Origin of the sequence: Pontibacter populi, assembly GCF_040278685.1 — a bacterium.
Taxonomy (GTDB): domain Bacteria; phylum Bacteroidota; class Bacteroidia; order Cytophagales; family Hymenobacteraceae; genus Pontibacter; species Pontibacter populi.
In genome coordinates this window covers 24,093-50,902 of the sequence record NZ_JBEOKT010000013.1, presented here as the reverse complement: position 1 = coordinate 50,902, position 26,810 = coordinate 24,093, and the positions used below count along the sequence as shown (strand labels likewise).

The window sequence follows — 26,810 nt, the reverse complement described above, 5'->3', positions numbered from 1 at the left end:
TGAAAGTTGACTATTTAGTTTTTTGTTTGCCTGCTGCCTTCGCAACTATGGCTTTTTAACTATGTTACTACTTTAGATCTCATCGTCCGGACCATTCGTCCGGACGTGAGATCTGCAAAAGCTATTACTAGCCTTTGAAAGAGATTAGCAGACAAACTACCACACCGAAAAGTGCAACACCTTCGATAAGAGCAGCTGCAATAATCATAGCAGTCTGGATTTTACCACCAGCTTCTGGCTGACGAGCAATAGATTCCATGGCAGAGCCACCGATTCTACCGATACCTAAACCAGCGCCAAGGGCAACAAGACCAGCACCGATACCAGCACCCATGATAGCTAGACCGTAATCGGTCGCAACTTGAAGCAACATTGCTAATAACATAATTGTAGTTATATATAGTTAAAAAAAGAATTCAGATTAATGACCGCCATCGCCATGACCTAAGTCACCTACATGGTCATGCTCTTCTACAGCACCACCAAAATACATGGCAGATAACAAGGTAAAGATATAAGCCTGTAACAGCGCCACGAACAACTCCAGGAAGTTCATGAAGGTAGCGAACGCCACGCTCAACGGACCAACTGCAATGCTCTTGAAAATAAAGATCAAGCTGAACAGGGAAAGAATGATGATGTGACCTGCCGTAATGTTAGCAAAAAGTCGAACCATCAGGGAAAATGGCTTGGTAATGATACCGATCAATTCTACCGGGATCATGATTGGAGCCAGCCATACTGGTACACCAGGCGTTGCGAAGATGTGACCCCAGTAGCTTTTGTTACCGCTAAACACTGTAATAAGGAGCGTCATAGCCGCCAGCACAAGCGTTACCGCAATATTTCCGGTTAAGTTAGCGCCACCCGGCATTAAGCCAAGCAGGTTGTTAAACCAGATAAAAAAGAAGATTGTAAGCAGGTACGGCATGTAGCGCTCATACTTAGGACCAATGTTCGCTTTTGCTATCTCATCACGAATAAAGATGATGATCGGCTCGAAGAATGACTGCATGCCACGAGGAGCTTTGCCAGCATTTTTCTTGTAGCTGCCTGCAATAGAGAAGAACACAAAGAACAACAAAGCAACACTTACGAACATTGAAGCCACGTTCTTCGTGATAGACAGGTCGTAAAGACCTTTGTAACCTTCAACAGGCCCACCGGCTTCGTTTACCTTGTAAATATGACCATGCTCTACTTTGTAGCCATTGTAAGGCACCAGTTCATGCGCTTCGTTATAGAAGTTACTTGACGAGAACACATTTACCTGACCGTTATCTATCAGGATAACAGGCAAATAAAGCACTGCGCCATCAGCAAAATGCCAGGTATAATCATCTGCGATGTGATGCGTGATCATATCGCCAGGCTTGAATTCTTCACCTTCCGAAGATGCAGCCTGAGCCGTTATCGTTAAGAAGGAAAACAGTAAAATAAATAACTTCTTCATTAAGAGATAGTTAGAAGCAATGGTTGTAAAGAAACAATTTATACTTCGTTTTGCTTTTTCAATTGCGGTGCGAAGTTAGCCAATAAGCTGTAAATTTCAAACCCGGTAAATAGAAAATATAACACAAAGAAGTTGAGCACAAACTGCAGCTCGTTCTCTGAGAACATGAACACATATATAAATATAAGTGCAATGCTCAGGATCATCCGGAAGCCCATAGAACCGAAATAATAGAGCTGAAAGTTATCGCTGTCGTAGCTTACACCCAGCCTGGACACATAAAAGGTCAGCGCCGTAACTATAACCATAAACCCGAACAGCCACCATACATGCGTATGCACCAACTGGTTACCGGTATAAAACTGCAACGCCCCAACCAGCAAGCCAATACCCAACGAAAACAGCGCAAGCTTTTTAAGAAAATCCACAGGTACTTATTTTTTATTTAAAGAAAGTATAACCAAAACAATAGAGGCTACGACTGCTATCAACAGCAAACTGATCGTGAACCACGGATTCTGGGTGGCAAAATGTTCATCCAGTTTCATGCCGCCCCAGGCAGCCAGCACCATCACCCCGATCATCTGGAAAGCTAGTCCTGAGTATTTCAGGTATGGTTTTACACCACCATCTTTCTTTTCGCCTTCGGGAGTTGCTGCCATAGATTAAATTTTGTGCAAAATTACGTCTTTTTTTGATGTAAACTGCTGTAACTGATAAATAAGCAGTTGAGTTGCCCTTATTTATCCTTACTTAACCCCGCCTGAAACCAAAAGCTTTTCTATATAGTTCATAAGCAGGCACCCTGGGTTGTACCTTATATTATATATTAGTGTATTTTTGTAGGAGTTGGGTTGGCTAAACCAGTTGCAGGTGGGTGCGTATGCGCTTTTGTTGTGTATCATCTTATACTTTGTAAGCCAGCCGCAACGTTATTTTTATACATGTCCACAAATTTCTGCATCGCAACATAACTTGAAGCAAAACATAGTATACCTTCTTATTCTGTTCATTGCCCTGCTGTCTGTTGGGTGCTCCGTGGAACGTTCCAATCCGCTTAGCAAAACCTATCATAACACTACAGCCAGGTACAATGGCTATTTTCTGGCACGCGAAAAACTGCGTGCCGTAGAGGAAGCACTGCAGACACAAATGCAGTACGACTATAACCAGGCCATTCCGATCTATCCAACTATAGATTCGACAACGGCCAAAGCCGCCGCAGCAGAACTTGAGGATATTGTTAAAAAAGCATCGTTCCCGATACAGTACCACAAAAATAGCAAGTGGATAGATGATAGCTATATACTGATAGGCCGGGCCCGCTATTACCAGCTTGATTTTGCAGATGCTGCCCGTACGTTCAAATATGCCAATACCATAAGTAAGGATAAGGATGCGCGACATGAGGCTTTGGTCTGGCTGATGCGCACATACCTGCAGATGGAAGAAGAAGATAATGCCAACCAGGTATCGGAGTTGCTCCGCCGGGAAAGACTTAATAAAGACAATGCACGCGAACTATACCTGGCCCGTGCCCAGTACCACCGCATGTTGGGCGACACGGCGGCCGTCATCGAGAACCTGGCGTTGTCTATCCCGAACTTTGAAGAAAAGGATGCCCAGTCGCGGGTACGTTTTGCACTGGCGCAACTATACCAGGCTACCGACCAGGACAAAGAAGCTTACAAACAATATAGCAAAATTTTAAAACGCAACCCTCCTTACGATCTGGGCTTTTTCAGCAGGTTATATATTGGCCAGGTTTCGGAGCTGAGCGATGAACAGGACCAGGAGCGTATTGCCGGCTTTTACGAGAAAATGCTGAAGGACGAGAAAAACGTGGAGTACAAGGACAAGATCCTGTACGAAATGGCACAGTTCGAACTACGGAAGGGGAATTTTGACAAAGCCCTTTCGTATCTGCAGCGATCTATAAAAGAGCGCGGCTCGTTGCCAAACCAGAAAGCCTATAGTTACCTGTCAGCCGGTAAAATCTATTTCGACCACCTGGGCAAGTACAACATGGCACAGGCTTATTACGACAGCGCCGTGCAGGTGTACCCTAAAACTGCCCCTGAATACGAAGCTGTAGCCGAACGCCGCGATGTGCTTACTTCTTTTGCCACACAGTATAACACGATACAAACCCAGGACAGTTTACAACGCATTGCACGCATGAGCGAGTCAGATAGAATGACTTTTCTGCAGCAATTGGTGCAACGTGAGGAAGAAGAGCGACAGCAGTTACTGGCCCGCCAGCAGCAGCAAGAGCAAACCCGGAAAGAGCAACGCCGATCCGGCATTAACTCTAACGACGCGGTAGCTTTTAACCCGACCACTAATTCGGCTGGAGTATGGTATTTCGATAACCCTGCCGCTATGGCAAGTGCTCGCTCAGAGTTCATACGCCGCTGGGGAGACCGGCCATTGCAGGATTTCTGGCGGATAAGGAGCCGCGGCGAAAGTGACGGACAACCGCAGTTAGCACAACAGCAAACACAAACTATAGCTGAACCTGATTCAACTATAAGCCCGGAAGCCAGAGCAGAAGCCCAGGTACAAACCTATTTACAGGATATTCCGCTAACTACAGCTGCCTTTCAGAGATCTGAAAAGATGGTGGAAGAGGCTTTGTTTACGCTGGGCAATATCTATAACCAGAACCTGAAAAATTCTGTGAAGGCCACTGAGACGTACGAAGAACTCCTGAAGCGCTTCCCGAAAACCGAGCATGCCGCTGAAACCTACTATGCGCTGTACCTGATCTATATTAAGGCTAATAACGATGCACAGAAACAGGTATACTATAATAAGATAAAGCAGCAGTTCCCTAATTCCTCTTTTGCGCAGTTAGTAGATGATGCTGACTTTATGAGCAAAAATGCAGCGGAGAACTTAAAAGCACATGCCCTTTACGACTCTGCCTATACATATTACGAGGATGCTAACTATAAAATGGCGCAACAGATCGTGAACCAGCTTATTAGCCAGTATCCGCTCAGCGACATACAGGACAAAACCGCTTACCTGGAAATACTTATAACTGCACGCACAAAAGAGCCACAGGAGCTAAAGCAGCAACTGGAGCGATTCAGGAAAGCATACCCAACAAGCTCATTGCAAGCCAATGCTGCTAAATTGCTGGATACCTATAGTGCGCTGGAGCAAAAGAACCAGTTGCGCAAAGATGCTCCTGCCGTTACAAAACCAAAAGAAGCGACCTCATCCCAAACTCCGGAAGAAAAAGTCAGCACGATACTTGCATCTACCGCACCGGTACAACCAACTATAGATAAGACCAAAACTGTTACTACAGAGCGAACTATAACAGATACTATACCCGCTAAGGACTCAACAACTAAAGCGGAGCCAACTAATTTGCCTGACATATCAGACCTACCAGACTCTGCAGCTGTAGCAGCCAGTTTACCGGCTCCTGACCCGATGGCCTATAGTTCGGAACCTGACAGTGCTTATTATTTTGTACTGATCTACCCGACAGGGCATGCTTCTTTTAAGGATATAGTTACCAAGTATGAGCAGTATAACAACAGGTTTTTTAAAGCAGAAAACATAACGGTAACAGAAGAGCCACTTACAGCCGGTAAAACGATGCTTATTGGCCGCTCTGTTAACGATCTGAAAATTGCTAAGTCTTATAATATAAAACAAAAAGGACCACAAGCTCCGGTTGGTACAATTAGAGGCATAGAATTCATTACCTTTGTCATATCTTCTGCCAACTATACTAAATTTATGCAGAAGAAAGATGTAGAAGCATACCAGACTTTCTTCAAAAACAATTATTAAAGTACATGACTACGCGTCAAAAGACCATTGCACCACAAAAAACGGTTTTCCCGAAAGTAATAACCACCCTTTGGCTGCTGTTTGCCGGCGGCTTTGTGGCGTTTATAATTTATGTTTATGCCGTTAGCGTTAACTTCCTGAACCTGTTTGGCGAGTTGCCTAACCTGCGTACCCTTGAAAACCCTAAAAGCGAACTGGCATCGGAACTATACTCTGCCGATAATAAACTGCTGGGTAAATATTTTCGTGAGAACCGTTCGCCGGTAGACTACGAAGACCTGCCTGAAAACCTTATCAATGCCCTTGTCGCAACAGAGGATATCCGTTTTGAAGAACACTCTGGTATAGATGCAGAGGCAATGGGCCGTGTGGCTGCAGGTATCATTACCGGCAACCGCAAAGGTGGCGGTAGTACCTTAACGCAGCAGGTTGCCAAAAACCTGTTTGACACCCGTAGTGACGAGCTGAATAATGGTGTGCTTAACGACGTGCCGGGTCTAGGTATGCTCATCCTGAAAACAAAAGAGTGGATAATGGCCGTGAAGCTGGAGCGCAACTATACCAAGCGCGAGATCATGACCATGTACCTGAACACAGTTGATTTCGGATCGAATGCCTTTGGTATAAAAGTAGCTGCCAGAACGTTCTTTAACAAAAAGCCCGAAGATCTGCAGGTACAGGAATCTGCGGTGTTGGTAGGTTTGCTGAAAGCGCCGACTGCTTTTAGCCCTAAGTTTAACCCAGACAATTCTAAACTTCGCCGTAATGTGGTGCTTTCGCAGATGGTGAAATATGGTTATCTGCCGGAAGAAGAATATAATCAGCTAAAGGAAAAAGACATAAAACTTGATTACCGTGTCGAGAACCAGAACATCGGCCTTGCGCCTTATTTCCGTACCGAAGCCAGCAAGTTCCTGTTGCAGTGGTGCCGCGAAAATGGCTACGACCTGTATGCAGATGGTCTGAAGATCTACACAACTATAGATTCGCGGATGCAGGAATATGCTGAACAAGCTGTTGAAAAACACATGAAAGGCCAGCAGAAACTGTTCTTTGAGCACTGGAAAGGCCGCAACCCGTGGGTTGACCGTGACAACAGAGAAATTAAAGGATTTGCTGAACAGGCCATTAAACGCACCGACCGTTACCGCAGGTTAGATGAGCGCTTTGATGGAAACGAAGACTCAATAAACTACTACCTGAACAAGAAAATACCGATGAAGGTATTTACCTGGAACGGTGAAGAAGAGCGCATGATGAGCCCGATGGACTCGCTGAAGTACTATAAGCACTTTCTGCAGACTGGCTTTATGGCTATGGAGCCACAAACTGGCCACATCAAAGCCTGGGTAGGAGGTATCAATTACAAGCACTTTAAATACGACCACGTTAAGCAGGGTGCACGCCAGCCGGGCTCTACCTTTAAGCCATTCCTTTACACAGCTGCTATCGAAAATGGCTACTACCCTTGCTATGAGGTTATAGATGCGCAGGTATGTATTCCGTTACCGGATGGCAATATGTGGTGCCCTAACAATGCAGACAATAAATTCTCAGGAGAGAAATTCACGTTACGTAAAGCCCTTGCCGAATCTGTTAACTCTATTTCTGCTTTCCTTGTAAATAAACTGGGGGCCGAAACTTTGGTTAAAACAGCCAAACGTATGGGTATCTCTACTCCTCTGGACCCAACACCATCATTAGCACTTGGTACCAGCGATGTTACGTTGTTTGATATGGTAGGCGCTTACGGTACATTCGTAAATGGAGGAACCTGGGTAGAACCGAACTATATTACCAGGATTGAGGATAAGCATGGCAATGTGCTGAAGGTATTCGCTCCAAAAACGATGGAATCGCTGAGTGAAGAAACTGCTTACATGATGGTGCACATGCTTAAAGCTGCTGCCGAGCCCGGTGGTACAGCATATTATGGTTTGCGCCACCGCAATGGCCTGAAAAATGAAATAGCTGCCAAGACAGGTACGACTCAGAACCAGTCTGATGGCTGGTTTATGGGACTTACCCCTAACCTTGTAACAGGTACATGGGTTGGCGGCGAAGATCGTTCTATCCACTTCAGAAGTATCGCCTTAGGGCAGGGTAATAAAACGGCCATGCCGATCTATGGAGATTTTATGCAGAAAGTGTATGCAGATAAAACCCTGGATGTTTCAAAGCAACCTTTCCCTAAACCTTTAGCGCCTTTATCTGTAGAATTAGACTGCGCCAGGTACAACAGTAGTGGAATGCCGATGGATTCGGCCCAACAGGACGAGTTCCTGTTAATGCCTACTGAAATAGACCTGGATGCTGAGATCTAATTTGAGCTAAAATGCCTGCTAACGAGAAGCTGAAAGAAACTATATCGCACCTGCCGCATAAGCCCGGCATCTACAAGTTTTTTGACGAGAAAGGTATTATCTATGTTGGCAAAGCGGTTGATATAAGAAAACGTGTAAGTTCTTATTTCAATCGCTCGGCCCAGCATAATAAGAAAACACTGAAGCTTGTCTCCCAGATAAAAAACATTGAGTTTACTATAGTTGATACCGAAGCAGATGCTTTCTTACTGGAGAACAACCTCATCAAACAGTATCAGCCTAAGTACAATATTCTGCTGAAAGACGGGAAGACCTATCCTTATATCTGTATAGTTAATGAGCGCTTTCCCCGTGTTATCAGCACCCGTAACAAGATAAACGACGGCTCCCGTTACTTTGGACCTTACCCAAGTGGTACTACTATGCATGTAGTTTTGGACCTGATAAGAACACTTTATCCCCTTCGCACCTGTACTTACAACCTTTCACCGGAAAATATTGCCGCCGGCAAGTTTAAGGTTTGCCTGGAATATCACATCGGCAATTGCAAAGGACCCTGTGAAGCATTGGAAGATGAGACAACCTACAATCATTATATTTCACAGATAAGAAGTATTCTTTCGGGTAACCTGACTATAGCTAAGAATTACTTCAAAGAGCACATGGCCACTGCAGCTGCTGAATTTCAGTTTGAGCTGGCACATCAGTACAAGCAGAAACTTGACATGCTTGAAGATTTCCAGGTTAAATCTACGGTAGTAAGTAATACGCTCACTAATATTGATGTTTTTACTATTACATCTAACGAGCAGTGCGCGTTCCTAAATTACCTGAAAGTAATGAATGGATCGATTATTCTGACACAGTCGCTGGAGATACAGAAGAAACTGGATGAGGCGGATGAAGATATTTTAGCTTCAGTTATAGTTCAGTTGCGCCAGGAGTTCGAAAGCACTTCCCGAGAGGTGATCACTAACATTGAAGTTTCTCTTCCGCTGGATAATATTACAGTTACTTACCCGCAGATAGGAGACAAGCGAAAGCTGCTAAATCTGTCTCTTAAAAATGCCATGTACCTGCGCAAAGAACGCGAAGGCCGCCAGGAAAAGAACCGCGAATTGAGCGATCAGCGTGAAATAAGGGTGTTGGAAACGCTGAAAAAGGATCTACGTCTCACGGAGCTTCCGCGTCAAATCGAATGCTTCGATAACTCTAACTTCCAGGGTGATAACCCTGTGGCCTCTATGGTTTGTTTTAGGAATGGCAGGCCCAGCAAAAAAGATTACAGGCATTTTAACATCAAAACGGTTGTCGGACCCAACGACTTCGAATCGATGTACGAGATTGTTACGCGGCGCTACAGGAGACTGCTTAATGAGAACCAGCCACTACCCCAGCTTATTATTATAGATGGTGGTAAAGGGCAGCTAAGCTTTGCTGTAAAGGCTTTGAAAGATCTGGATATTTGGGGTAAGGTAGCTATAGTTGGTATTGCCAAACGCCTGGAAGAAATATTTTACCCGGGTGACAACCTGCCACTATACATCGATAAAAAGTCTGAATCGCTTCGCCTTATCCAACGTATCCGCGATGAAGCACACCGGTTTGCTATTACATTTCACCGAAGTAAGCGTGATGCTGGTACTCTAAAAACTGAACTAACAGATATTAAAGGTATAGGTCCTGTTATTTCTGATCAGCTTTTAAATAAATACCGCTCTGTTAAAAAGCTTCGCGAACTTACGCTGGAAGAGTTAACTATAGAGATAGGAAAAGCGAGAGCAACTATACTCTACAACTATCTTCATGCTCCGCAGCAACTATAGCTATTAATAACTATAAATAAAAAAGGAGACCCATTATTGAGTCTCCTTTTTTATTATCTGCTTTAAAGCTTAGTAGCTCCAAAGGCTATATTCGTACTCTATAAGTGCTTCTGCAGCATCCTGAGCAGCTAATAAACCTTTCTGTCCACCACCAAACTGGTCTGCTAACGATCTGTCGCCGGCATTAGAGATTTTAGTGATATAAGAACTGAATAACCACAGGTCAAATGCATCAGCTAAATTTTTATGCTGTGCCGTGTTTTGCGCGTTGTACCAAATTGCCGTTTCCGGGTTGGCACGGAACACACGTACCAGGTCGCTCATTTTAAATGTTGCGATTGGCTCTTCAAAACCACGTGAGCTCATAGTAGAAGGAACAATTAGCGAAACAGTCTGGATATCATGATACATTCTGGAGCGTTTCTTATCGAAAACTACATCTTCTTTGATTTCCAGTAGGTACAGATCCTTAGGAAAGTATTCAGTACTGATCGGCCCAGCTTCTTCTGCAGTTGCTACACCCGCTTCCGCCCATGGATCCTCTTCTTCCGTCTTTCCTAATCCTGCTGCAATCTCTTCCTCGCTCAATTCACTTCCGGCAGCTTGCGGAGTCATGTTACCAACAAACTCTTCTCTCGTAATTGGTGTGTTTACAGAGTCAGTTTTGTAAGGTGTTAATTCTCCGCTTTTTACGGCATCAATAATGATCTTCGTAATCTGTCTGTTCTGAGAGAACATTGGCTGATTCTGCTTTTCACGCAGGTCAATTTTACGCCAAACTGTTTTCTTGAAGAGAATATCATGCTCAGGAATTGGTCTCGCAGATGCACTGCTTGTAGCAGTTGTTGATACCTGTTGTGCCATAGCACCTACTGACAGGAGTACTCCTGCTGCTACACCAAATGCTTTTACTAATTTCATATTCCTTTTAAGCTTAAGTATTTTAGTTTAATGGGATATTCCAGCTTAAATCTCTACCGGTCTTCGCATCAACTGCTACACCTCTATAGTTTAATCGCTTAACATCTACCACTTCAATGTAAACCATGTCTCCTTTAGTCGCTTTCGACGCAAAGTTAGTGAGGTTTGCAGTTGGGCTGTTAAACTCTGCCTGGTCTATCGGGCGGTTATTTCTAACAAGGAATGCTCTCCATTTTGTTACTCTATAACGCGCTTCATTAGGTAATAATTGTTTAAAGCCATCGTCAGCTATAGCTTCCAGTGTAACTTGTCTGAAAGATGATGCCGGAACACCACGCTTCATGTCAACAGGTCTGCCGTTTACTAACGCTACAACTTCAGGCTTAGGTATCGGACGGACTTTAAATGATTCAGAACCGATAGTGCTACCGCCGCTGCTCACAGTAAGTTTAACTTCCGCAGCGCTTGGTATTACTGTTACCAAACCTTTCTTAGCACCTTTAATAGCTGAACCACCTGATGCACTAAAGCTTGGGTCATATGTAGCACCTAAAGCAGGTACCTGTATGTTAAGCTCATTTGCGCACTGGAAGTATAAAGCCTGTACTGCTGCAGATTGCACCTGGATAACAGGCTTAGCTACAACATACTGCTCCTCTACTGTAAACACAGTATCACGTCCATTCTGATTGATCTTGATCTGACCTTTCCATGTTTGCTTAGAGTTACCTTCCGCATCATAGTTAGATGCAGATGCTGTAAACTCAACCTGGCCTTTACCGTCTACTACTTTTACAGGCTTACCCTGGAAAGTCATAGTTGGCGTAATCGCATCAGAAGAAGCAGCAATAAACATGTCTGCCTTATATTTTGTACCAGCTGCTACAGTTTTAGACTCAGCACGGGCCATCGCAAATATCTTCTCGAACTTGATGATATCGGCACCAACCTGTGTAGCCAGTTTCTGTAAAGCATCAGCCTCGTACTTCAGTACTTCATTTTCTTTCTGAGAAAGAACCGCTAAAGCTGCTACTAATGGCGTTTCACCAAAGTTAAGTTCAGCAAAGTCTTTTCTGCGCTGCGACTTGTCGTTTTTAGCAACAGGGTCATCTTTACCGTCATTTGCCAGTTGCGCTGGCATGCTCGGGTTATACTGCTTTAAGAACTTCGCATAAGCATTAAGCTTGTCTTTTAACTTATATGCCTCTCCGTTGTTAGCATTTGCAGCACCGATCATGGTCATAGCTACCTTATCTTCTGCACTTGGATTGGCATACTGATTAGCTATTTCTTCATTCATACCGCCAGTTTCTTTCACCAGTTTTTCACGGATACTACGGATGTAGTTTACCATTTCTGATGTCTGCTTGCGGATCTCCTGTGCACTGTTTAGTACACGGGCGTCTGATGATCTGTTACCACCTTCGTTAACGGCAGATTTAATATTTGTCAGAACTCCTGCATTGTCATTCACTGTTTTGCCATTCACTTCCATTAAACTTTCGTCCAGGAACTGAAATTTCAACAGGATAGCAGAGTTCACTTGTAGGGCAAGAAGTGCGGTAAGTACCAGGTACATCATACCGATCATCTTCTGCCGTGGTGTCTCTTTTCCTCCAGCCATGTTATACTATATTAACTGTTGTTTTCTTATGATTTAGAACAATTACAATTAGCAAGGATTAACCCCTCATAGCTGTCAGCATGTTACCGTACACATTGTTAAGTGAGTGTAGGTTCTGCGTAAGCTTCGAAACTTCCTGCTTAAATTGCTCTGTATCTTTGCTGGCATCAGTTAAATTCTCCATGGCCATGCTCAGGTTACCATAGAACTTATTCATCGCCTTCAAGTGGTTGTTAGCGTCTTGTAGTTCCATTTCGTACACTGCGTTCAGTGCACCAAGGTTTCTGGTCATGCCTTGTATCTGCTGGTGATATTCTTTCGCATCTACAGTTGAGCCAGCCATCTGAGCTAAGGCATCAGCAGTAGTAGCATAAGCCACGTTCATTTTATCTAACGAACCTGTAGCTTCTTTTACTCTTATAGTATATTCTGAAGTAGCAGTAGCAGCCTGGCTCATATCAGCCATCTGTGCAGCTGTCTCGCTAAGTCTGTTAAGGCCTAAACCTAAAGAGTTTATAGTTTCAGGGGTGATGTTGGCATCTAGTAACATATCATCCAGTTTGCGGGTCAAACCGTTTCCGCCTGATACGCCTGAAGTTGCTGGCATAAGTGCTTCACCTGTATAATCATCGGCAAGCTGTGGGTAAACTTTAGCCCAATCCGGATCATGTGGCTGTGGCTGGAAAGCACTAAGAAAGAAAATTACAGCCTCAGTACTAAGACCTGCAATCAGCATCACGTCCGCAAAAGGCCAGTGCATGATTTTGAAAAGTGCTCCAACGATAACGACTGCGGCACCGATACCATATACTTTTGGCATCAGGACGTCGTAAACAAAGCTGCGTTCTTTAGCGTTACTCATTTTGTTTTCTAATTAATTTGTGAACGAAAGTGTTTGGGTTTTGTATTTAACTGTATTTGGGTATTGGGATGTTTCTTATCTGAACTCTCTTCCTGAAGAACGGCCTAAATAAACCATTGCGTTACGGAAGCCGATATAAGAGCGTGCTGAGTCCTGGTATTCAAAATTACGCGTACCTGTTTCCAAGAAGTAAGCAATATCTTTCCATGAACCGCCTCTTACCACTTTGCGAGGTTCGTTGTCATCATAATAAACCGGGTTCAAGTCCCAGGTAATCGGAACATAAGCATCTGCATAAGCATCTTCACACCATTCTGCCACGTTACCAGCCATATCATAAAGACCATAGTCGTTCGGGAAGTATTGTGCTACAGGAGCTGTGTATGAGAAGCCATCGCTATAGTAGTCACCGCGGCCTGGCTTAAAGTTAGCCAGCAAACAACCCTTTGCATTACGCAGATACGGACCACCCCAAGGATAAACCGTCATGTCGCGGCCACCACGAGATGCATATTCCCACTCTGCTTCTGAAGGAAGTCTGAAGCTTGGCATAGGAGCCATGCCGTTATCAGCATTTGCCTGGTTCTTGAAATTTGAACGCCACTTTGAGAAATACTTCGCAGCGAAATAATCAACACCTACTACCGGATAATCATCAAACGCAGGGTGTGAATAGTAATACTCCATTAACGGATCACCCATGTGGTAAGAGAAGTCTTTCACCCACACTGTTGTATCCGGATATAGTTCTGCCATTACCCAGTCCTCACCCAGTACCTCAAGAGAGTCCTGCATGATAACATCCATAAACTGGCGGTATTCATTATTCGTGATCTCGGTTTCGTCCATATAGAAGGCACCAATCGTCACTTGTTTATTCAGGTTAGCCATTGTTGCAGCAATATCCTGATCTGCCTGCCCCATATGGAAAGTTCCGCCCGGGCACGCCACCATACCGTAAGGTATTTGCTGCGCATTATAATCAGGACGGTCTTCTGACCCGATCAGGTCTCCCTGCGGCCTGTTTCTCAATCCGCAACCTGCAAGCAGCAACACCGCCAAAGCGAAGGAAGACAGCTTAAATAGTTTGTTCATGATGACTCTTAAAAAAGGTAAAATTTTTAGCAATGTATTCTTAGCACATTTTTACTGGTGTAGCAAATATATAAGGTTTTGTACCAAATAAACAAACATTTACCTGTTACACGCATTTATTATTTTTTAACGGTACAATTAGGGGATTATTTTACAGATTAATCACTATTTTTTTCTGTATTTTTTTAAGAATTGCACTTTAAACTAATATCGGCTTTTTTATGTATTGGCCTTTTATTTACTGAAGTTATACCTCGGTGTTCTTACTGGCGGTTTAAATCGCACTGTTGGCTCTGGCAGCCTGTAAGAGAGCATCACTTCGTGTGATGTCGGGGCCTTGGCAACTTTATTGAATATTGTAAAGTCAAATGCGTATCCTACTCGTAATGAATTATCTGTAAACAAACCTAACCCGATTAGCGCTCCAACAGCTTCTTTGTGTCTGTAGTTCACTCCTGCCCAATATTTTTCGTCATAGGTAATTTTAGCTCCTGCATCAAACGAAAAAGTTTCGGTATCGTGCTTTATTAGCGCCATTGGAGTAAGTATAAATATACTTGAAACAGGCAAGTGATAACCGGCAGTAGCGTAAATATGATTTTCGCTAAGTAAACTACCTTTTTTATCGTCGTCTATACCGTCTTCTATATTCGCAAACTCATACTGTGCTTTAAGAAGATTGGTTACACCTCCGCCAGCATAAAAAGTGCTTGATTCGTACCAGACGCCCGCTCCCAGGTCATATTTTGTATCTGAGCTGTTGTTGGGCACGCTCGGGTCATTATCGTCGTTGGGTCTGTAACTGCCTTTCTTGATATTGTTCACATTTCCCTGAATACCCAATCCCAATTTCCCTTCGCCAATTTTTATATGAAATGAGTAGGATAGCGCTGCAGTTGTATAGGTTGTGTTTGCGATCTTATCCCGCATCAGGTTTACACCCACGCCGCCGTGCAACAAGCGGACTGGCGTGTGCGCCGTTAGCAACAGTGTTTGCGGTGACCCACCATCATCAAAAGTCGCATCATATCCCAACCACTGGTACCTGTAAATCGACAGTATTTCGGGGCGGTTGGTTATACCTGCATAGGCAGGGCTTAGCTGCATGCCATTAAAGCTGTAGTGGGTAAACTGCGGCTGCTGCTGTGCAACCAGGTGCTGGCCGCATAACATAATCAGCACTAGTACAGGTAATAGCTTTTTCATAGGCTACTGCAACAAAGCAAGAAACAGTAATATAACTAATGGGAAGTATAGAGATTTAAATATACTACTTAAACGGTAAAACGCAAAAACAAGACAGTTTGATACTCTCTTATCTTTGCGTTTTAGATAGTATGTAATTCAGCGATAAAAGTTGCGGTAGTTACACCTTTTTTACTTTTGCTTCTGATTTTGTATATAAACCTCAATTGCACCTGTCATAGATGGCGCATTAGGCATAGGCGCTTCAATGTCAAGTTCCAGTCCTGCATCCCGTACTGCTTTAGCCGTTGTTGGGCCGAAAGCAGCAATACGCGTATTGTTTTGCTTAAAGTCCGGGAAGTTCATAAACAGCGATGTAATACCTGAAGGGCTGAAGAAAGCCAGGCAGTCATAGGTCACATCATCCAGATCAGACAAGTCAGCAGGCACCGTTTTATAAATAATGGCTTCTGTAAACTTTATCTTGTTCGCCTCCATGAATGCCGGAATGTCATCTTTGCGGATGTTAGAACAAGGGAACAAAAACTTCTCATTCTTATGCTTCTTGATAACTTCAAAAAGATCCTTTGCTGTTTTCTCGCCCACAAACAACTTGCGCTTACGCAGTACAATATACTTTTGCAGGTAATAAGCCGTTTGATCAGAAATACAGAAGTACTTCATATCAGCAGGCATTTCTATTTTATTTTCCTGGCAGATCCTGAAGAAATGATCTACTGCATTACGGCTTGTAAATATAACAGCAGTATGAGACAGAATATCAACTTTATCCTTTCTAAACTCTTTGAAAGGAACAGGCTCAACTTCAATAAACGCCCTGAAATCTACTTTTATGCCGTATTTCTCGGCTATAGTTACATAAGGTGAATTGTCTGTTGTAGGCTGCGGCTGCGTTACCAGTATACTTTTGATTGGTACTTTGTGTCTTTCAGGATTGGCACTTCCTTTTGCTTTGCTCTCAACCATATATGCGGCTCTTAATTTAACACCTTCAGTTTTGCGGCAACTATACTTAATTGTGTTTTTAGAAGTTAAACACGATCAATTTTAGTATGATAGCCAGTGGAATAACTTCTGTGGCGCAAAGGTATGAAAATAAATGCAAATTTAGTACAGAAACCTTTGTATTTACGGTTGCAAAAACACGCACTATAGTGATTATCAACATCAAGGCTACCGCCATATTCGATGTTATCAGTATTATCTGTGGCATGCTAGCATTAAAAGCCAGGTAAAATAAAACAACAACCGGCAGAAATATACCCAGAAAAAGTATAGTTCTTAAAAACTCCCGGTATTGCAGCTGTACTACTTGCTCTAATCCGAAAATAAAACTCATTGTTTTAAGGAAAAGGTACTTTAGCAGGATATACAAAAAGATAATGAGTGTGTAAGAAATAATCTTAGTGCTAATTCCCGTTGCTGATGCAGGAATAAATTGATTAAGCAAACGAACATGCTTTACCTCTGTGTGAATTGCCGCAATAAGCAGGGCAAGTGACAGCGAAAATACCAGTACGAACAATATATTAGACCAGGAGCTGATAGGCTTGGCCAAAAAACCTTCCTGTAAAGAACTCACCCGCATAAAAGAACCAACATTGTAAAGGCTACCAAAGTCCGCAGGGTAGTTGCTCTTAAGTGCTCCGTAAAGCAGGCCCAGCAATAATGTAAAGATGATAAAAGCATTCAAGTTCACATACTCCCGAACCCGTACTACAAAAGTAGAGTTACCTACCTCCTTAACTTCTCCTTGCTGCAACACTTCCACATTCTTGAAAGAGCTTACCACGGGTTGCTGCTCTGGATGCCACACTGTTAACAAATACTTGCCTTGCTTAGGTTTTATATTACGAGCGTAAGGCGCCAGGTTCAGTTTGTATGCTTCTGTCGCATTTGCCACAAATATCAATTGATTATTCAGGAAAAGGCATAAGCCCTCCTGGGCTATAAATGAAACAGGGAAATTGTTGTCAGGAATTATCTGTAACCATTGGTGAAGTGCATGGCTTTCTGTATTTGCACTCTCTACATAAGGTACCAATTCGTTTGTACCATTTTTGTATACCAGCCAGTTGGTAGTGATAGAGTTTTCCTGCTCTATAGGCAATACCTGTGCCTGTAAGGGTATAACAGTACTAACCCAGATCAGCAAAGCCACTAAAAGCCATGAAAGGAGTTTATACTTTTGAAACACGTTGTACACTTCTGGATTTATATACCCCAAGGAAAATGCTGAAAACCACGGAGAATGCCGATAAACTGAGTAGGAGATAGAGATTACCCCAGTCTCCGAAGCTAACTACAAACAGAATGATCAACAGGTTTACCATCGCCAACGTCAGCACAGTTCCGATCTGGTTAAAACCTAATGCCAGCAAACGGTGGTGTACGTGGTTCTTGTCAGGTATAAACGGAGACTTACCATTAAATATCCTGATAGAGAAAATACGGATCGTATCGAAAACAGGAATGAACAGTATTCCCAGGGCTACTGACGGAGATGCAGGCACCTGTCGCATCTCGATGAACTGGATAGCTAGAACCGAAATTATAAAACCACAGAGCAGTGAGCCGGTATCGCCCATAAAAATAGTTGCCTTATGGAAATTGTAACGCAGGAAACCAACCACACCACCTACCAGGCAAAACGCAACAGCAGCATAGTTACCATAGTCTGCCCCTCCGAATAGGTAAAAGTATACGCCAAAGGTTACTGTTGCTATAATTACCAGGGTACCAGCCAGTCCATCCAACCCATCAATCAGGTTTATAGAATTGGTTATACCTATAATTACCAGGAAAGTGAACATATAGCTAACTCCGATCTGTAATTCGCCAATGCCAAATATGCCTTGAAAACTCGTAATGCGAATATCGGCAATGAACATAACTATACCAGTAGCCAACAACTGCACAGAAAACTTCTTCATGGCCGAGATGGCGATCAGGTCGTCTTTTAAGCCTATAAAGAAAAGGATAACACAACCCGCCAGTAACTGCTGCACACCATTGTCCAGGTCGGCAAAAATGGTGAGCGCCGACATGAAGCCGGCAAACATTGCTAAACCACCTAAGCGAGGGGTAAGCTCTGCATGTACGGTCCGGAAATTAGGCTGATCGAGAATGTTCTTGAGGTGTGCCACCCTGATAATAGAAGGAACAGCAAATATAGCTATCAGGAAAGCCCAGGTGAAAGACAGTACCAGATGTATGATTTTTTGCTCCATGATAGAGGGTGTACGGGTAAAAGTATAAGCTGCGGCAGGGCTAGTTCCCCAATGCGGGACTATTACTTTTAAGCTATGGTATAAATATAGTTAAAATTAAGAATGAAGCACACCCTGCATGTTCAGTATACTTATTTCGATCAGGTTATCCTGCGTGATCGATTCGGGAACAAAGATAAATTTCTTATCAAATATCTGGCGGTCTATGTAGTAGCTCACCCAGTACTCGTTGTTTATATGAAAGATAGCGGGGTCGATAGGTTCTATTTGTACAAAGCTTTTAGCCTCTACGAGTTCAAACATATGGCGCAGCATCGAGGTCTTTACTTCTTCGCCATCCAGGATGCCATAGCCTTTAGAGGATACAAGCACATTTTCAATAGGGAAGGGGTTATTGTTGATCAGGTAAACATTCCAGGCATCTACCCCAGACTCGTTTGGCGTAGTTGCCACCGCCACCGAAATTCCTTCTACCGTTCCGAAATCAATGTCTTTTTTCATGCGTAGCTGTAATAATGGTAGCATCAAACAGGTGAGCGATATGCATCAGTAATTTTTCTTCTACTTCAGGCAAAGGTATTTCACGCCCAAGCTCCTGAGCCAGCGAGGTTACTTTTTTATCGCTGATGCCACAGGGCACAATATTACTAAAATAATTCAGGTCTGTGTTTATGTTGAAGGCAAAACCATGCATGGTAACCCAACGACTGCACTTTACACCCATCGCACATATCTTACGTGGATTTGCCTGTGCTTCATGGTCGAGCCAAACGCCGGTCAGGCCCGGAATGCGCCCGGCTGTGATGCCGTATTCTTCCAGCGTAAGGATTACTGCTTCCTCTAAAAAACGCAGGTACTTATGGATATCGGTAAAGTAATTATCAAGGTCAAGAATGGGGTAACCTACGATCTGGCCTGGACCATGGTACGTGATATCACCCCCGCGATTGATCTTGTAAAACGTTGCACCTTTCGCTTTCAGGCCTTCTTCGTCTATCAGCAGGTTCTCTTCGTGGCCACTTTTGCCTAAAGTGTACACATGAGGGTGCGAACAGAACAACAGGTAATTTGGCGTTTGTTTCTGCTCACCTTCCGGTGCATTCCGGTTCTGGCTTTTAAGCTCCAGTATCTCGTTAAAAAGCTTGCCCTGGTAATCCCACGCTTCCTGGTAATCTATAAGGCCAAGGTTTTTGAACAGTATTTCCTTATTTTCTGACACAGCAGTTTATTCTTTAGTTGCCGCCTTTCGGGCAGATTTATAGTTGGTAACCGCTTACTTTAAGTTCTTGTTCAGATAGCTTAAATGTAACTTTAGCACTATATCTATAGTTTAGCTACCGTAACCTGCTGCAAATTACAAGTTTTACATGGCTTCACCAATAAACAACCACATCCGGACGGGCCAGTTAGGCGAAACTATGGCACAACTATACCTGCAGGAGCAAGGCTATACTATACTCGAAAAAAACTATAGGTATAAACGTGCCGAGATCGACATAATTGCCCGGAAAGATGGACTGCTGGTGTTTGTGGAAGTAAAAACCCGGTCTACCGATACGTTTGGCTTTCCGGAAGAAGCGGTTGGCAGCAGGAAAGAGAAAATGCTGTTGAATGCGGCCGAAGAATTTATAGTTGCAATAGACTGGCAGCAGGATATCCGGTTTGATATTATCTCAGTTACCTTAACTACACCACCGGCTATAGTTCATTTTGAAGATGCTTTTCACTGACGCTGTGCCGAGCGCTTATCAATCTTGCCTTTTTCGAAAATAAGGGTGCCATGACGGTCGTATTCCCTTACTAATTCCGGTTTTGTTTGCGGCTCGTAGGCTGTCTCAGGATATTGAAACTCGTAATGGCGGCGGTTCTTAAAGTCGTAGTGCTTAATCCATTTGCCAACCTTTCGGCCTTTTTCATAATTGCCCGTCCATTCCAGTTGGCCATTTTCATAGAATTTATAGTAGGTACCCTGCACTTCGCCGTACGCATACGGGATGATCTCTTTTATTTTATCTGAGTTTCCGCCATAGTAGGTAATGACAGCATCTCTCAAAAATCCCTGGTCATAGTGCGCTTTATCAGCCAGGGTACCATCTCGTTTGTATTTCTCCCAGCGCAGGTGTTTGGTGCCAATGTAAAAGAAGCCTTCTTCGATCACCACATCGCCATACGTTTTTTTGTAAGGGCCGTGCAGGAGCTTGTACTTTTCAGGATCGATCTCACCACGTACTTTGCCAATCTTTTTGCGCTTTACATCATACACAAACTTTTCCTGGGCATATTCACGTGGCTCTTTATAGTCTGGCAGGTAACTGAACAGCTCTAACGTTTCGCGCTCGTCGCGACCGGTACGGGTATAACCTTTCTGTACTTTATGGCCCAGGAAATAACGGCTGCGCTTTTTCTTCTTCTTTTTGTCTTTCTTCTCAACTTCATCTTTTACCAGCGAAGAGGCAATGTCTGGCTGCGTGGTATCAGCAGATGCAAGAGCGGTAGAATCTGATTTACTGCTACTCTTCTGCATGGCCTGGCTCAGGTTATAGTCGCTGTTCCATTTGGGCTCACCACATCCTGACAGCATCAGTAGAAACAGTGCTGTTATCAAACTATAAACTAAACGGGGAGCGTGCTTTGCCATCAATTTTAAATGAGCGACTATTCTCTTGCTGGTCGTTAGACTGTTGATTACTTATTGTCTGAATCAGGATTTATAGATTAATAGGATCCAGAATCTCACCTAAGCCCTAATCAAGTATTTAACCGTTTAGCAATCCAACAATTCAACCTTTAAGTGTAACGTAAATATGCGGATAAATCTTATACCTGCCAACTTGCCCTATAACTATAGCTGTGGCCTGTAAGTTTCATGAAAATCAAAAAGGCGGCACCATTGGCGCCGCCCTTAAACTGTAGGTATAATACTAATCGTTCACTATTCTTTATCTATCAATTCGAAGCTGCGCTTCACGAAGCTTGTTAGCGCCGCACCCGAAAGCATGTTCTGAGAGAGTAATGCAAGGTCGAAAGCCTGGCGGGCAATGCGTGCTTTGTTATCTTCTTTTGCGTTCAGGATGCGCTGGTTCAGGCTGTGGTTGGCGTTTATAGTTACGTTATACATATCCGGCATATCGCCCATAAACATCATACCGCCACCACCAGCTTTGCTCATGTCCTTCATGCGGCGCATAAACTCAGGCAGTGTAATTACCAGCGGAGCATCGTCCGGCGACATGGCAGCTACTTCCACGGTCATGTTCTTGTTGTCGATAGCCGTTTCGTAAATGCCTTTCAGAGATTCTTTCTCCTTATCATTCAGCACGCTTTCCTTGTTCTCGTCTTTCTCGATCAGCTTGTCAGTAGTATCGGAGTCAACGCGCTTCAGGGTAGTTTTCTCCAGCTTCTGCTCCAGCATACCGATAAAGTGGCTATCGATAAGCGAGTCAAGTTTCAGTACATCGTAGCTGCGGTTTTGGGCAGCTTCAATAAAGGCGTGCTGCTTGTCGGCGTCTGTTGTATAAAGCAATACCAGGTTGCCATTTTTATCGGTCTGGCTAGCCTGCGTCAGTGCCTTGTACTCTTCTATTGTATAGTATTTATTATCGATACTCTCCAGCAACACAAAGTCTTTCGCCTTTTCATAGAACTTGTCATCGCTCAGCATGCCGTACTTCACAAACACGTTGATGTCGTTCCAATTCTTCTCAAAGGTTTCGCGGTCTTTGCGGAAGATCTCAGCCAGTTTATCAGCTACTTTCTTAGTGATATAAGTGTTGATCTTCTTCACGCTTGAATCGGCTTGCAGGAATGAGCGGCTTACGTTCAGCGGAATATCCGGCGAGTCGATAACACCGTGCAGCAGCATCAGGAACTCAGGCACCACATCTTTTACCTCATCGGTAATAAATACCTGGCGCGAATATAGTTGTATTTTGTTGCGCTGCAGTTCGAAATCGTTCTTGATCTTAGGGAAGTACAGAATACCAGTCAGGTTAAACGGATAGTCTACATTCAGGTGGATCCAGAAAAGTGGCGCTTCAGAGAACGGGTATAGTTCTTTATAAAAGTTCTTATAGTCTTCGTCAGTCAGTTCAGATGGCTGCTTTGTCCAGATCGGGTTCGGGTTGTTGATAACTTCACCCTCAAACTCAACTGGTACTGGCAAGAACTTGCAATACTTATCAAGAATCGTTTTAACGCGGGCAGTTTCTAAAAACTCTTCTGAATCTGACGCGATATGCAGGATCACATTTGTTCCGCGGGTTTCTTTGTCAGCGCTTGTAATGGCAAACTCAGTACTGCCGTCACAAGACCAGCGTGCTGCCTCAGCGCCTTCCTGGTAAGACTTTGTAATGATCTCAACGCGGTCGGCCACCATAAACGCAGAGTAGAAACCCAAGCCAAACTGACCAATGATCTGGCTTCTGTCGCCGGCTTCTTTAAAACGCTCTACAAACTCCTCGGCTCCCGAAAAAGCAATCTGGTTAATATATTTCTTGATCTCGTCGGCAGTCATACCGATACCCTGGTCAGCTATAGTTATCGTTCGGGCATCTTTATCAACCGATACGGTTACTTTTGGCTCGCCAAGGTCGCCTTTGTACTCACCTATAGCTGCTAATCTTTTTATCTTCTGCGTAGCATCTACAGCGTTACTTACCAGTTCTCTCAGGAAAATCTCATGATCAGAGTACAAGAACTTCTTGATGATCGGGAAAATGTTCTCGGTGTGGATCGAAATACTACCTCTTTCTTCCATGTTTATAGTTTGCTATATCGTTATGTGATTTGCTTCTGCGGTTCTGCATTCAAAAGGCGTTCCATTGTAACCATACCACCTGAATCACGACAAGTTGTCAGCGAACAAACCATTCAAGTACATAAACACGTTATAGTTGTGTTATTTCTGACAGATTAAACCTTATAGTTTCAAGTCAGTCAAAAGCTAACCGATAAACATAACAATGTACCGGATGTTGTTATATTTGTAAAAGCCTAACTATAGAAAGTGTACAAGTTTACCAGTTATATCGCCATTGTGCTGCTCCTGCTCTTTACCAGAGCCATGGTGCCCGATGCGCTTTTACTGGAATTACACCCGCACACCCATACCGTACACGCCGACCATACCGATAGCCACGAGGCTCAGATAGGTCAGAAGCACAAGCATTGCCCCGTTGAGGACACTTTTGATGTTCCGTTCCAGGGTACAATAACAACTATAGATTTAGCGACGGCACAACACCGATCAGCTTATGCTAATTATTACCATAGCTACTGGCAAAACAACAACAGCCAATCCCTTCATCTGCGAGGCCCTCCTGTAGCATAATTTCTTCTTCAAGCCCGGATTGCAAACACTCCAATCGTCCGGCATTTATAGTTTAGCACTGGTAACTATAGGCATGTGCTATAGTTGCTGCCAAGTGCTAGTTTGGCTGCATTTCAGCTGTTATTCTTATTTAATTTATTACCGTGCTTAGAGATTTAATTTTGCGAAAGCTGCTTTTGCTGCCACTACTCCTGACTGTGGTACCTGTGGTTGCGCAAAGCATGTTACCGCATGTGGGCACATCCAGCCCCGTGCAGGATTGCGGCCTTACTATTTCGGGGAAAGTGCTGGACCACGACACCCGTACAGCGCTGCCCGGCGCAACTATTTATATTCCGCAACTAGACCGTGCTGCTATAGCTGATGCGTACGGCAATTACCATTTCCATCATGTTTGCCAGGGCACTTATACACTAAAGGTTAGCTTTATTGGCTATGCAACCGAAGCTTATAGTTACCGGATCACCACATCATCAGTAAGAGACCTGCAACTGCACTCCGATGCGGCTATGCTGCGCTCTGTAGAAGTAGTAAGCTCCCGTCTGCTCACCGAATCTCAGGCTACCGAAGTATTGTCTGGCCGTGAATTGGAACAAACCCGAGGGCTTTCGCTGGGAGAGTCGTTGGAGAAGTTACCGGGCGTTAGCTCGTTTCAGACCGGGCCGAACGTATCGAAACCTGTTATACATGGTATGTCTGGCAGTAGGGTACTTATTTTGAATAACGGTGTTCGGCATGAGGCGCAGCAGTGGGGCGACGAGCATGCTCCTGAAATTGATGCCCTTGCAGCTACAGAACTTAAAGTAGTGAAAGGCGCTGCCGGTGTGCGTTATGGGTCAGATGCTATTGCCGGAACTATACTCGTAAACCCAAGCCCATTGCCAGACTCTGCCGGTATGAGTGGCAACATAGGCCTGATAGGAAATACCAATGGCCGGATGGGAACTATAGCCGGCTTGCTACAAGGCAGGTTAAAACAACAACCGATCAGTTGGCGATTGCACACATCCGTTAAAAAAGCAGGAGACTCGCACACACCAGACTATAACCTGAAGAACACCGGATTCGAAGAACAGAACCTGGCGGCCACGTTGGGCTATAACAAAGAGAAGTTTGGCGCAGAGGCATACTATAGTTTATTCCATACCAAGATCGGGCTTTTGAGTTCGGCACACATTGGCAACACCACAGATTTATTATATGCTATAGAGCGTGGTTACCCGGAACAAACCGGTGAATTTAGTTATAACATAGCCCGACCTTACCAGGATGTGAACCACCAGTTATTAAAACTAAAAGGCTACCACACAACAGGTAACCTGGGTAAGCTACTCTTTACCTATGCCCTGCAACAGAATGTTCGTGATGAATATGACAAAGATGCATCCAAGGCGAACCCTGAAGCGCCTGAGCTGCACCTCGACCTGCTGACGCATACTACTGAACTGGTTTGGGAACATGAGCTGCCATCGGCTATTTCGGGAAGTATGGGCGTAAGCACGCTTTGGCAGGACAATACCTATGAAGGACGTATGTTTGTACCGTTCTATCGCAGCTTTACGGCAGGCGCTTTTGTAGAAGAAAAGTGGCGCAAAGATAACCTGCAACTGGAAGCCGGCCTGCGATACGACTATAAGAACATGGACGTAAAAAGGCGCGACCGCGAAAACAACCTGCAGCAACCATCTTATAGTTTCCATAACCTATCGGGTAGTGCCGGTGCGCTGGTTGATGTAGGGTATCACTTTACTTTTGGAGCCAATGTTAGTTACGCATCCCGTTCACCGCATGCTAACGAGTTATTTGCAGATGGTATCCACCACGGAACCGCCTCTTACGAAGTAGGTAACCCGGATATGGTTTCGGAACATGCTATAAACGCAAGCGCAACTATAAATTACCATACCAACCCGAAACTGAACGGTGGTATCAGCTTTTTTTATAACACAATCTCCAATTTTATTTACCTGCAACCCGACACCGTACCAGAGCTAACTATAAGAGGTTCGTATCTATCATATTTTTATAAACAGGCTGACTCGCGATTTTATGGGGCAGACCTGAGCTTGTCGTATGCTTTTACCGACAGGCTTAACCTGGATACAAAGGCAACTATAGTTCGGGCGTATAATTTTGAAGAGGACCAATATCTGCCAAATATTCCGGCTAACCGCCTTAACGCAGAGTTGCAGTATGAGCTGGGAGAACTGGGCAACGGTAATTTTAAGGATAGCTTTGTAGCTATAGGTGGTTTGGCTGTTGCCAGGCAGGACCGCTCCGACGAACAGACAGATCCGTACATGGCCGCACCTGAAGGTTATTTCCTGCTACAGGCCGAGGCGGGCACAAAAATACACATCGGCAGACAGCCCGTTGAGTTGAGTATATCTGGTAACAATTTGTTAAACACCGTTTATAGAGATTATCAAAATAGATTACGTTTTTTTGCTGCCGAAACTGCCCGAATGTTACTGATTCGTGTTAACTTACCGCTACTTTTTAAAACCGAATCTTAAAAGAGTAAGTATCAACAGATTTTAATCACCTTATTTGTATATCATCTTAACGTAAAGTGTCATTTATGAAGAAGCTTTTGAGACCATACCTTGCCGTATTACTAATGGGTTCTCTTATTACAACAACCAGCTGTGGCGACGACGACAATCCTGCACCGGTAGTTGATCGCGAAACGATCACAACTGTTAAACTTTCTTTGGAGCCACAAGGCAAAGAAGGCACACTGGTTACTGCATCTTATGAAGATCTTGACGGACCGGGTGGTAACCCTCCTGTAATACCTCAGCTAACGCTTAAGGCTGGTACAACATACGATGTAGATCTTACTATACTTAACAAAACAGAAAACCTTAACAGCGAGATCATCGACGAGGCAAACGATCACCAGGTATATTACACCTCAACGCCTGCCAACCTGATGACTGTAACGGTAACTGATAAAGATAGCCAGAACCGCCCACTGGGTTTAACGGCAACTATAGTTACTGGAAATGCCGGTACAGGTGAGCTTAAAGTAGTATTAAAGCACCAGCCTGGCACAAAAGGCAGCCCTACAGCTGGCGAGACCGATGTTGAAGCTAAATTTAACGTAGTTGTTCAGTAACAATAC

General features: G+C 44.0%; 23 protein-coding genes. 7 read left to right on the top strand and 16 right to left on the bottom strand.

All coding sequences use genetic code 11. The annotated features are described in order from the left end of the window. Positions 1-127: 127 nt before the first annotated feature. Genes atpE through ABS362_RS14060 form a run of 4 tightly spaced genes read right to left on the bottom strand, consistent with a single transcriptional unit; the run spans position 128 to position 2,115 of the window. Complete coding sequence (gene atpE / locus ABS362_RS14075) at positions 128-385, bottom strand: ATP synthase F0 subunit C (RefSeq protein WP_162346967.1); 258 nt, start codon at positions 383-385, stop codon at positions 128-130. A gap of 36 nt (positions 386-421) precedes the next feature. Continuing rightward, the gene (gene atpB / locus ABS362_RS14070) at positions 422-1,453 is read right to left on the bottom strand and encodes a F0F1 ATP synthase subunit A (RefSeq protein WP_350413134.1); all 1,032 of its coding nucleotides are present in this window, start codon (positions 1,451-1,453) and stop codon (positions 422-424) included. A gap of 38 nt (positions 1,454-1,491) precedes the next feature. After that, the gene (locus ABS362_RS14065; RefSeq protein WP_350413133.1) at positions 1,492-1,881 is read right to left on the bottom strand and encodes a hypothetical protein; all 390 of its coding nucleotides are present in this window, start codon (positions 1,879-1,881) and stop codon (positions 1,492-1,494) included. 6 nt (positions 1,882-1,887) lie between these two features. After that, the gene (locus tag ABS362_RS14060; RefSeq protein WP_350413132.1) at positions 1,888-2,115 is read right to left on the bottom strand and encodes an AtpZ/AtpI family protein; all 228 of its coding nucleotides are present in this window, start codon (positions 2,113-2,115) and stop codon (positions 1,888-1,890) included. 313 nt (positions 2,116-2,428) lie between these two features. Here ABS362_RS14060 and porW point away from each other — a divergent pair, with 313 nt between their 5' ends. The 3 genes from porW to uvrC are packed head-to-tail and all read left to right on the top strand — an operon-like array spanning position 2,429 to position 9,416. Continuing rightward, positions 2,429-5,266: a type IX secretion system periplasmic lipoprotein PorW/SprE gene (gene porW / locus ABS362_RS14055; protein ID WP_350413131.1), complete on the top strand. Its 2,838-nt coding sequence runs from the start codon at positions 2,429-2,431 to the stop codon at positions 5,264-5,266. Between the two features lie 5 nt (positions 5,267-5,271). Then, a complete protein-coding gene (locus ABS362_RS14050) occupies positions 5,272-7,590 on the top strand; it encodes a penicillin-binding protein 1A (protein WP_350413130.1) in 2,319 nt (772 codons plus the stop codon). 11 nt (positions 7,591-7,601) lie between these two features. After that, entirely contained in the window at positions 7,602-9,416 is a 1,815-nt protein-coding gene (gene uvrC / locus ABS362_RS14045) for an excinuclease ABC subunit UvrC (RefSeq protein WP_350413129.1), read from the top strand. A 69-nt stretch (positions 9,417-9,485) separates the two neighbouring features. On the opposite strand, the gene porN is transcribed toward uvrC, so the two are convergent. The 10 genes from porN to lipB all read right to left on the bottom strand — a co-directional run bounded on the left by porN (position 9,486) and on the right by lipB (position 19,573). Then, complete coding sequence (porN, locus tag ABS362_RS14040; RefSeq protein ID WP_350413128.1) at positions 9,486-10,337, bottom strand: type IX secretion system ring subunit PorN/GldN; 852 nt, start codon at positions 10,335-10,337, stop codon at positions 9,486-9,488. Between the two features lie 22 nt (positions 10,338-10,359). Beyond that, positions 10,360-11,961, bottom strand: a complete 1,602-nt coding sequence (gene porM, locus ABS362_RS14035) for a type IX secretion system motor protein PorM/GldM (RefSeq protein WP_350413127.1) — start codon at positions 11,959-11,961, stop codon at positions 10,360-10,362. Between the two features lie 58 nt (positions 11,962-12,019). After that, positions 12,020-12,823 (bottom strand): type IX secretion system motor protein PorL/GldL, encoded by an 804-nt coding sequence (gene porL, locus ABS362_RS14030; protein ID WP_350413126.1) that lies wholly within the window; start codon positions 12,821-12,823, stop codon positions 12,020-12,022. Between the two features lie 75 nt (positions 12,824-12,898). After that, on the bottom strand, positions 12,899-13,918 hold the full coding sequence (porK, locus tag ABS362_RS14025) for a T9SS ring complex lipoprotein PorK/GldK (RefSeq protein WP_350413125.1): 1,020 nt from the start codon (positions 13,916-13,918) through the stop codon (positions 12,899-12,901). A gap of 234 nt (positions 13,919-14,152) precedes the next feature. Continuing rightward, complete coding sequence (locus tag ABS362_RS14020; protein WP_350413124.1) at positions 14,153-15,124, bottom strand: PorP/SprF family type IX secretion system membrane protein; 972 nt, start codon at positions 15,122-15,124, stop codon at positions 14,153-14,155. 171 nt (positions 15,125-15,295) lie between these two features. After that, positions 15,296-16,090: a uroporphyrinogen-III synthase gene (locus tag ABS362_RS14015; RefSeq protein WP_350413123.1), complete on the bottom strand. Its 795-nt coding sequence runs from the start codon at positions 16,088-16,090 to the stop codon at positions 15,296-15,298. 58 nt (positions 16,091-16,148) lie between these two features. After that, positions 16,149-17,321 (bottom strand): DUF4271 domain-containing protein, encoded by a 1,173-nt coding sequence (locus tag ABS362_RS14010; RefSeq protein ID WP_350413122.1) that lies wholly within the window; start codon positions 17,319-17,321, stop codon positions 16,149-16,151. Continuing rightward, on the bottom strand, positions 17,305-18,354 hold the full coding sequence (locus ABS362_RS14005; RefSeq protein WP_350413121.1) for an MraY family glycosyltransferase: 1,050 nt from the start codon (positions 18,352-18,354) through the stop codon (positions 17,305-17,307). The genes ABS362_RS14010 and ABS362_RS14005 overlap by 17 nt, the downstream gene beginning before the upstream one ends. A 96-nt stretch (positions 18,355-18,450) precedes the next feature. After that, the gene (locus ABS362_RS14000) at positions 18,451-18,855 is read right to left on the bottom strand and encodes a hypothetical protein (protein WP_350413120.1); all 405 of its coding nucleotides are present in this window, start codon (positions 18,853-18,855) and stop codon (positions 18,451-18,453) included. After that, positions 18,839-19,573: a lipoyl(octanoyl) transferase LipB gene (lipB, locus tag ABS362_RS13995; protein ID WP_350413119.1), complete on the bottom strand. Its 735-nt coding sequence runs from the start codon at positions 19,571-19,573 to the stop codon at positions 18,839-18,841. The genes ABS362_RS14000 and lipB overlap by 17 nt, the downstream gene beginning before the upstream one ends. A gap of 148 nt (positions 19,574-19,721) precedes the next feature. On the opposite strand from lipB, the gene ABS362_RS13990 reads away from it, so the two are divergent. Beyond that, a complete protein-coding gene (locus tag ABS362_RS13990; protein ID WP_350413118.1) occupies positions 19,722-20,084 on the top strand; it encodes a YraN family protein in 363 nt (120 codons plus the stop codon). On the opposite strand, the gene ABS362_RS13985 is transcribed toward ABS362_RS13990, so the two are convergent. Both ABS362_RS13985 and htpG read right to left on the bottom strand, forming a co-directional pair. Next, the gene (locus ABS362_RS13985) at positions 20,078-20,992 is read right to left on the bottom strand and encodes a toxin-antitoxin system YwqK family antitoxin (RefSeq protein ID WP_350413117.1); all 915 of its coding nucleotides are present in this window, start codon (positions 20,990-20,992) and stop codon (positions 20,078-20,080) included. The two genes, ABS362_RS13990 and ABS362_RS13985, sit on opposite strands and share 7 nt — an antisense overlap. A gap of 294 nt (positions 20,993-21,286) precedes the next feature. Continuing rightward, positions 21,287-23,110 carry a molecular chaperone HtpG gene (gene htpG / locus ABS362_RS13980; protein WP_350413116.1) on the bottom strand — a complete coding sequence of 608 codons (1,824 nt, stop codon included), beginning with the start codon at positions 23,108-23,110 and terminating at the stop codon, positions 21,287-21,289. A gap of 249 nt (positions 23,111-23,359) precedes the next feature. Between htpG and ABS362_RS13975 the strand changes: the two genes are divergently transcribed. The 3 genes from ABS362_RS13975 (at position 23,360) to ABS362_RS13965 (ending at position 26,804) form a co-directional block, all read left to right on the top strand. Beyond that, complete coding sequence (locus tag ABS362_RS13975) at positions 23,360-23,683, top strand: hypothetical protein (protein WP_350413115.1); 324 nt, start codon at positions 23,360-23,362, stop codon at positions 23,681-23,683. Between the two features lie 161 nt (positions 23,684-23,844). Continuing rightward, a complete protein-coding gene (locus ABS362_RS13970) occupies positions 23,845-26,199 on the top strand; it encodes a TonB-dependent receptor (RefSeq protein WP_350413114.1) in 2,355 nt (784 codons plus the stop codon). Between the two features lie 65 nt (positions 26,200-26,264). Further along, positions 26,265-26,804, top strand: coding sequence for a hypothetical protein (locus ABS362_RS13965; protein ID WP_350413113.1), 540 nt, complete (start codon positions 26,265-26,267; stop codon positions 26,802-26,804). Positions 26,805-26,810 lie beyond the last annotated feature (6 nt).

What these genes read in the sequence shown, in the direction of transcription:
- atpE (WP_162346967.1), bottom strand. Translation starts at nt 385, where the DNA reads ATGTTATTAGCAATGTTGCTTCAAGTTGCGACCGATTACGGTCTAGCT.
- atpB (WP_350413134.1), bottom strand. Translation starts at nt 1,453, where the DNA reads ATGAAGAAGTTATTTATTTTACTGTTTTCCTTCTTAACGATAACGGCT.
- ABS362_RS14060 (WP_350413132.1), bottom strand. Translation starts at nt 2,115, where the DNA reads ATGGCAGCAACTCCCGAAGGCGAAAAGAAAGATGGTGGTGTAAAACCA.
- ABS362_RS14050 (WP_350413130.1), top strand. Translation starts at nt 5,272, where the DNA reads ATGACTACGCGTCAAAAGACCATTGCACCACAAAAAACGGTTTTCCCG.
- uvrC (WP_350413129.1), top strand. Translation starts at nt 7,602, where the DNA reads ATGCCTGCTAACGAGAAGCTGAAAGAAACTATATCGCACCTGCCGCAT.
- porN (WP_350413128.1), bottom strand. Translation starts at nt 10,337, where the DNA reads ATGAAATTAGTAAAAGCATTTGGTGTAGCAGCAGGAGTACTCCTGTCA.
- porM (WP_350413127.1), bottom strand. Translation starts at nt 11,961, where the DNA reads ATGGCTGGAGGAAAAGAGACACCACGGCAGAAGATGATCGGTATGATG.
- porL (WP_350413126.1), bottom strand. Translation starts at nt 12,823, where the DNA reads ATGAGTAACGCTAAAGAACGCAGCTTTGTTTACGACGTCCTGATGCCA.
- porK (WP_350413125.1), bottom strand. Translation starts at nt 13,918, where the DNA reads ATGAACAAACTATTTAAGCTGTCTTCCTTCGCTTTGGCGGTGTTGCTG.
- ABS362_RS14020 (WP_350413124.1), bottom strand. Translation starts at nt 15,124, where the DNA reads ATGAAAAAGCTATTACCTGTACTAGTGCTGATTATGTTATGCGGCCAG.
- ABS362_RS14015 (WP_350413123.1), bottom strand. Translation starts at nt 16,090, where the DNA reads ATGGTTGAGAGCAAAGCAAAAGGAAGTGCCAATCCTGAAAGACACAAA.
- ABS362_RS14005 (WP_350413121.1), bottom strand. Translation starts at nt 18,354, where the DNA reads ATGGAGCAAAAAATCATACATCTGGTACTGTCTTTCACCTGGGCTTTC.
- ABS362_RS14000 (WP_350413120.1), bottom strand. Translation starts at nt 18,855, where the DNA reads ATGAAAAAAGACATTGATTTCGGAACGGTAGAAGGAATTTCGGTGGCG.
- ABS362_RS13990 (WP_350413118.1), top strand. Translation starts at nt 19,722, where the DNA reads ATGGCTTCACCAATAAACAACCACATCCGGACGGGCCAGTTAGGCGAA.
- ABS362_RS13985 (WP_350413117.1), bottom strand. Translation starts at nt 20,992, where the DNA reads ATGGCAAAGCACGCTCCCCGTTTAGTTTATAGTTTGATAACAGCACTG.
- htpG (WP_350413116.1), bottom strand. Translation starts at nt 23,110, where the DNA reads ATGGAAGAAAGAGGTAGTATTTCGATCCACACCGAGAACATTTTCCCG.
- ABS362_RS13965 (WP_350413113.1), top strand. Translation starts at nt 26,265, where the DNA reads ATGAAGAAGCTTTTGAGACCATACCTTGCCGTATTACTAATGGGTTCT.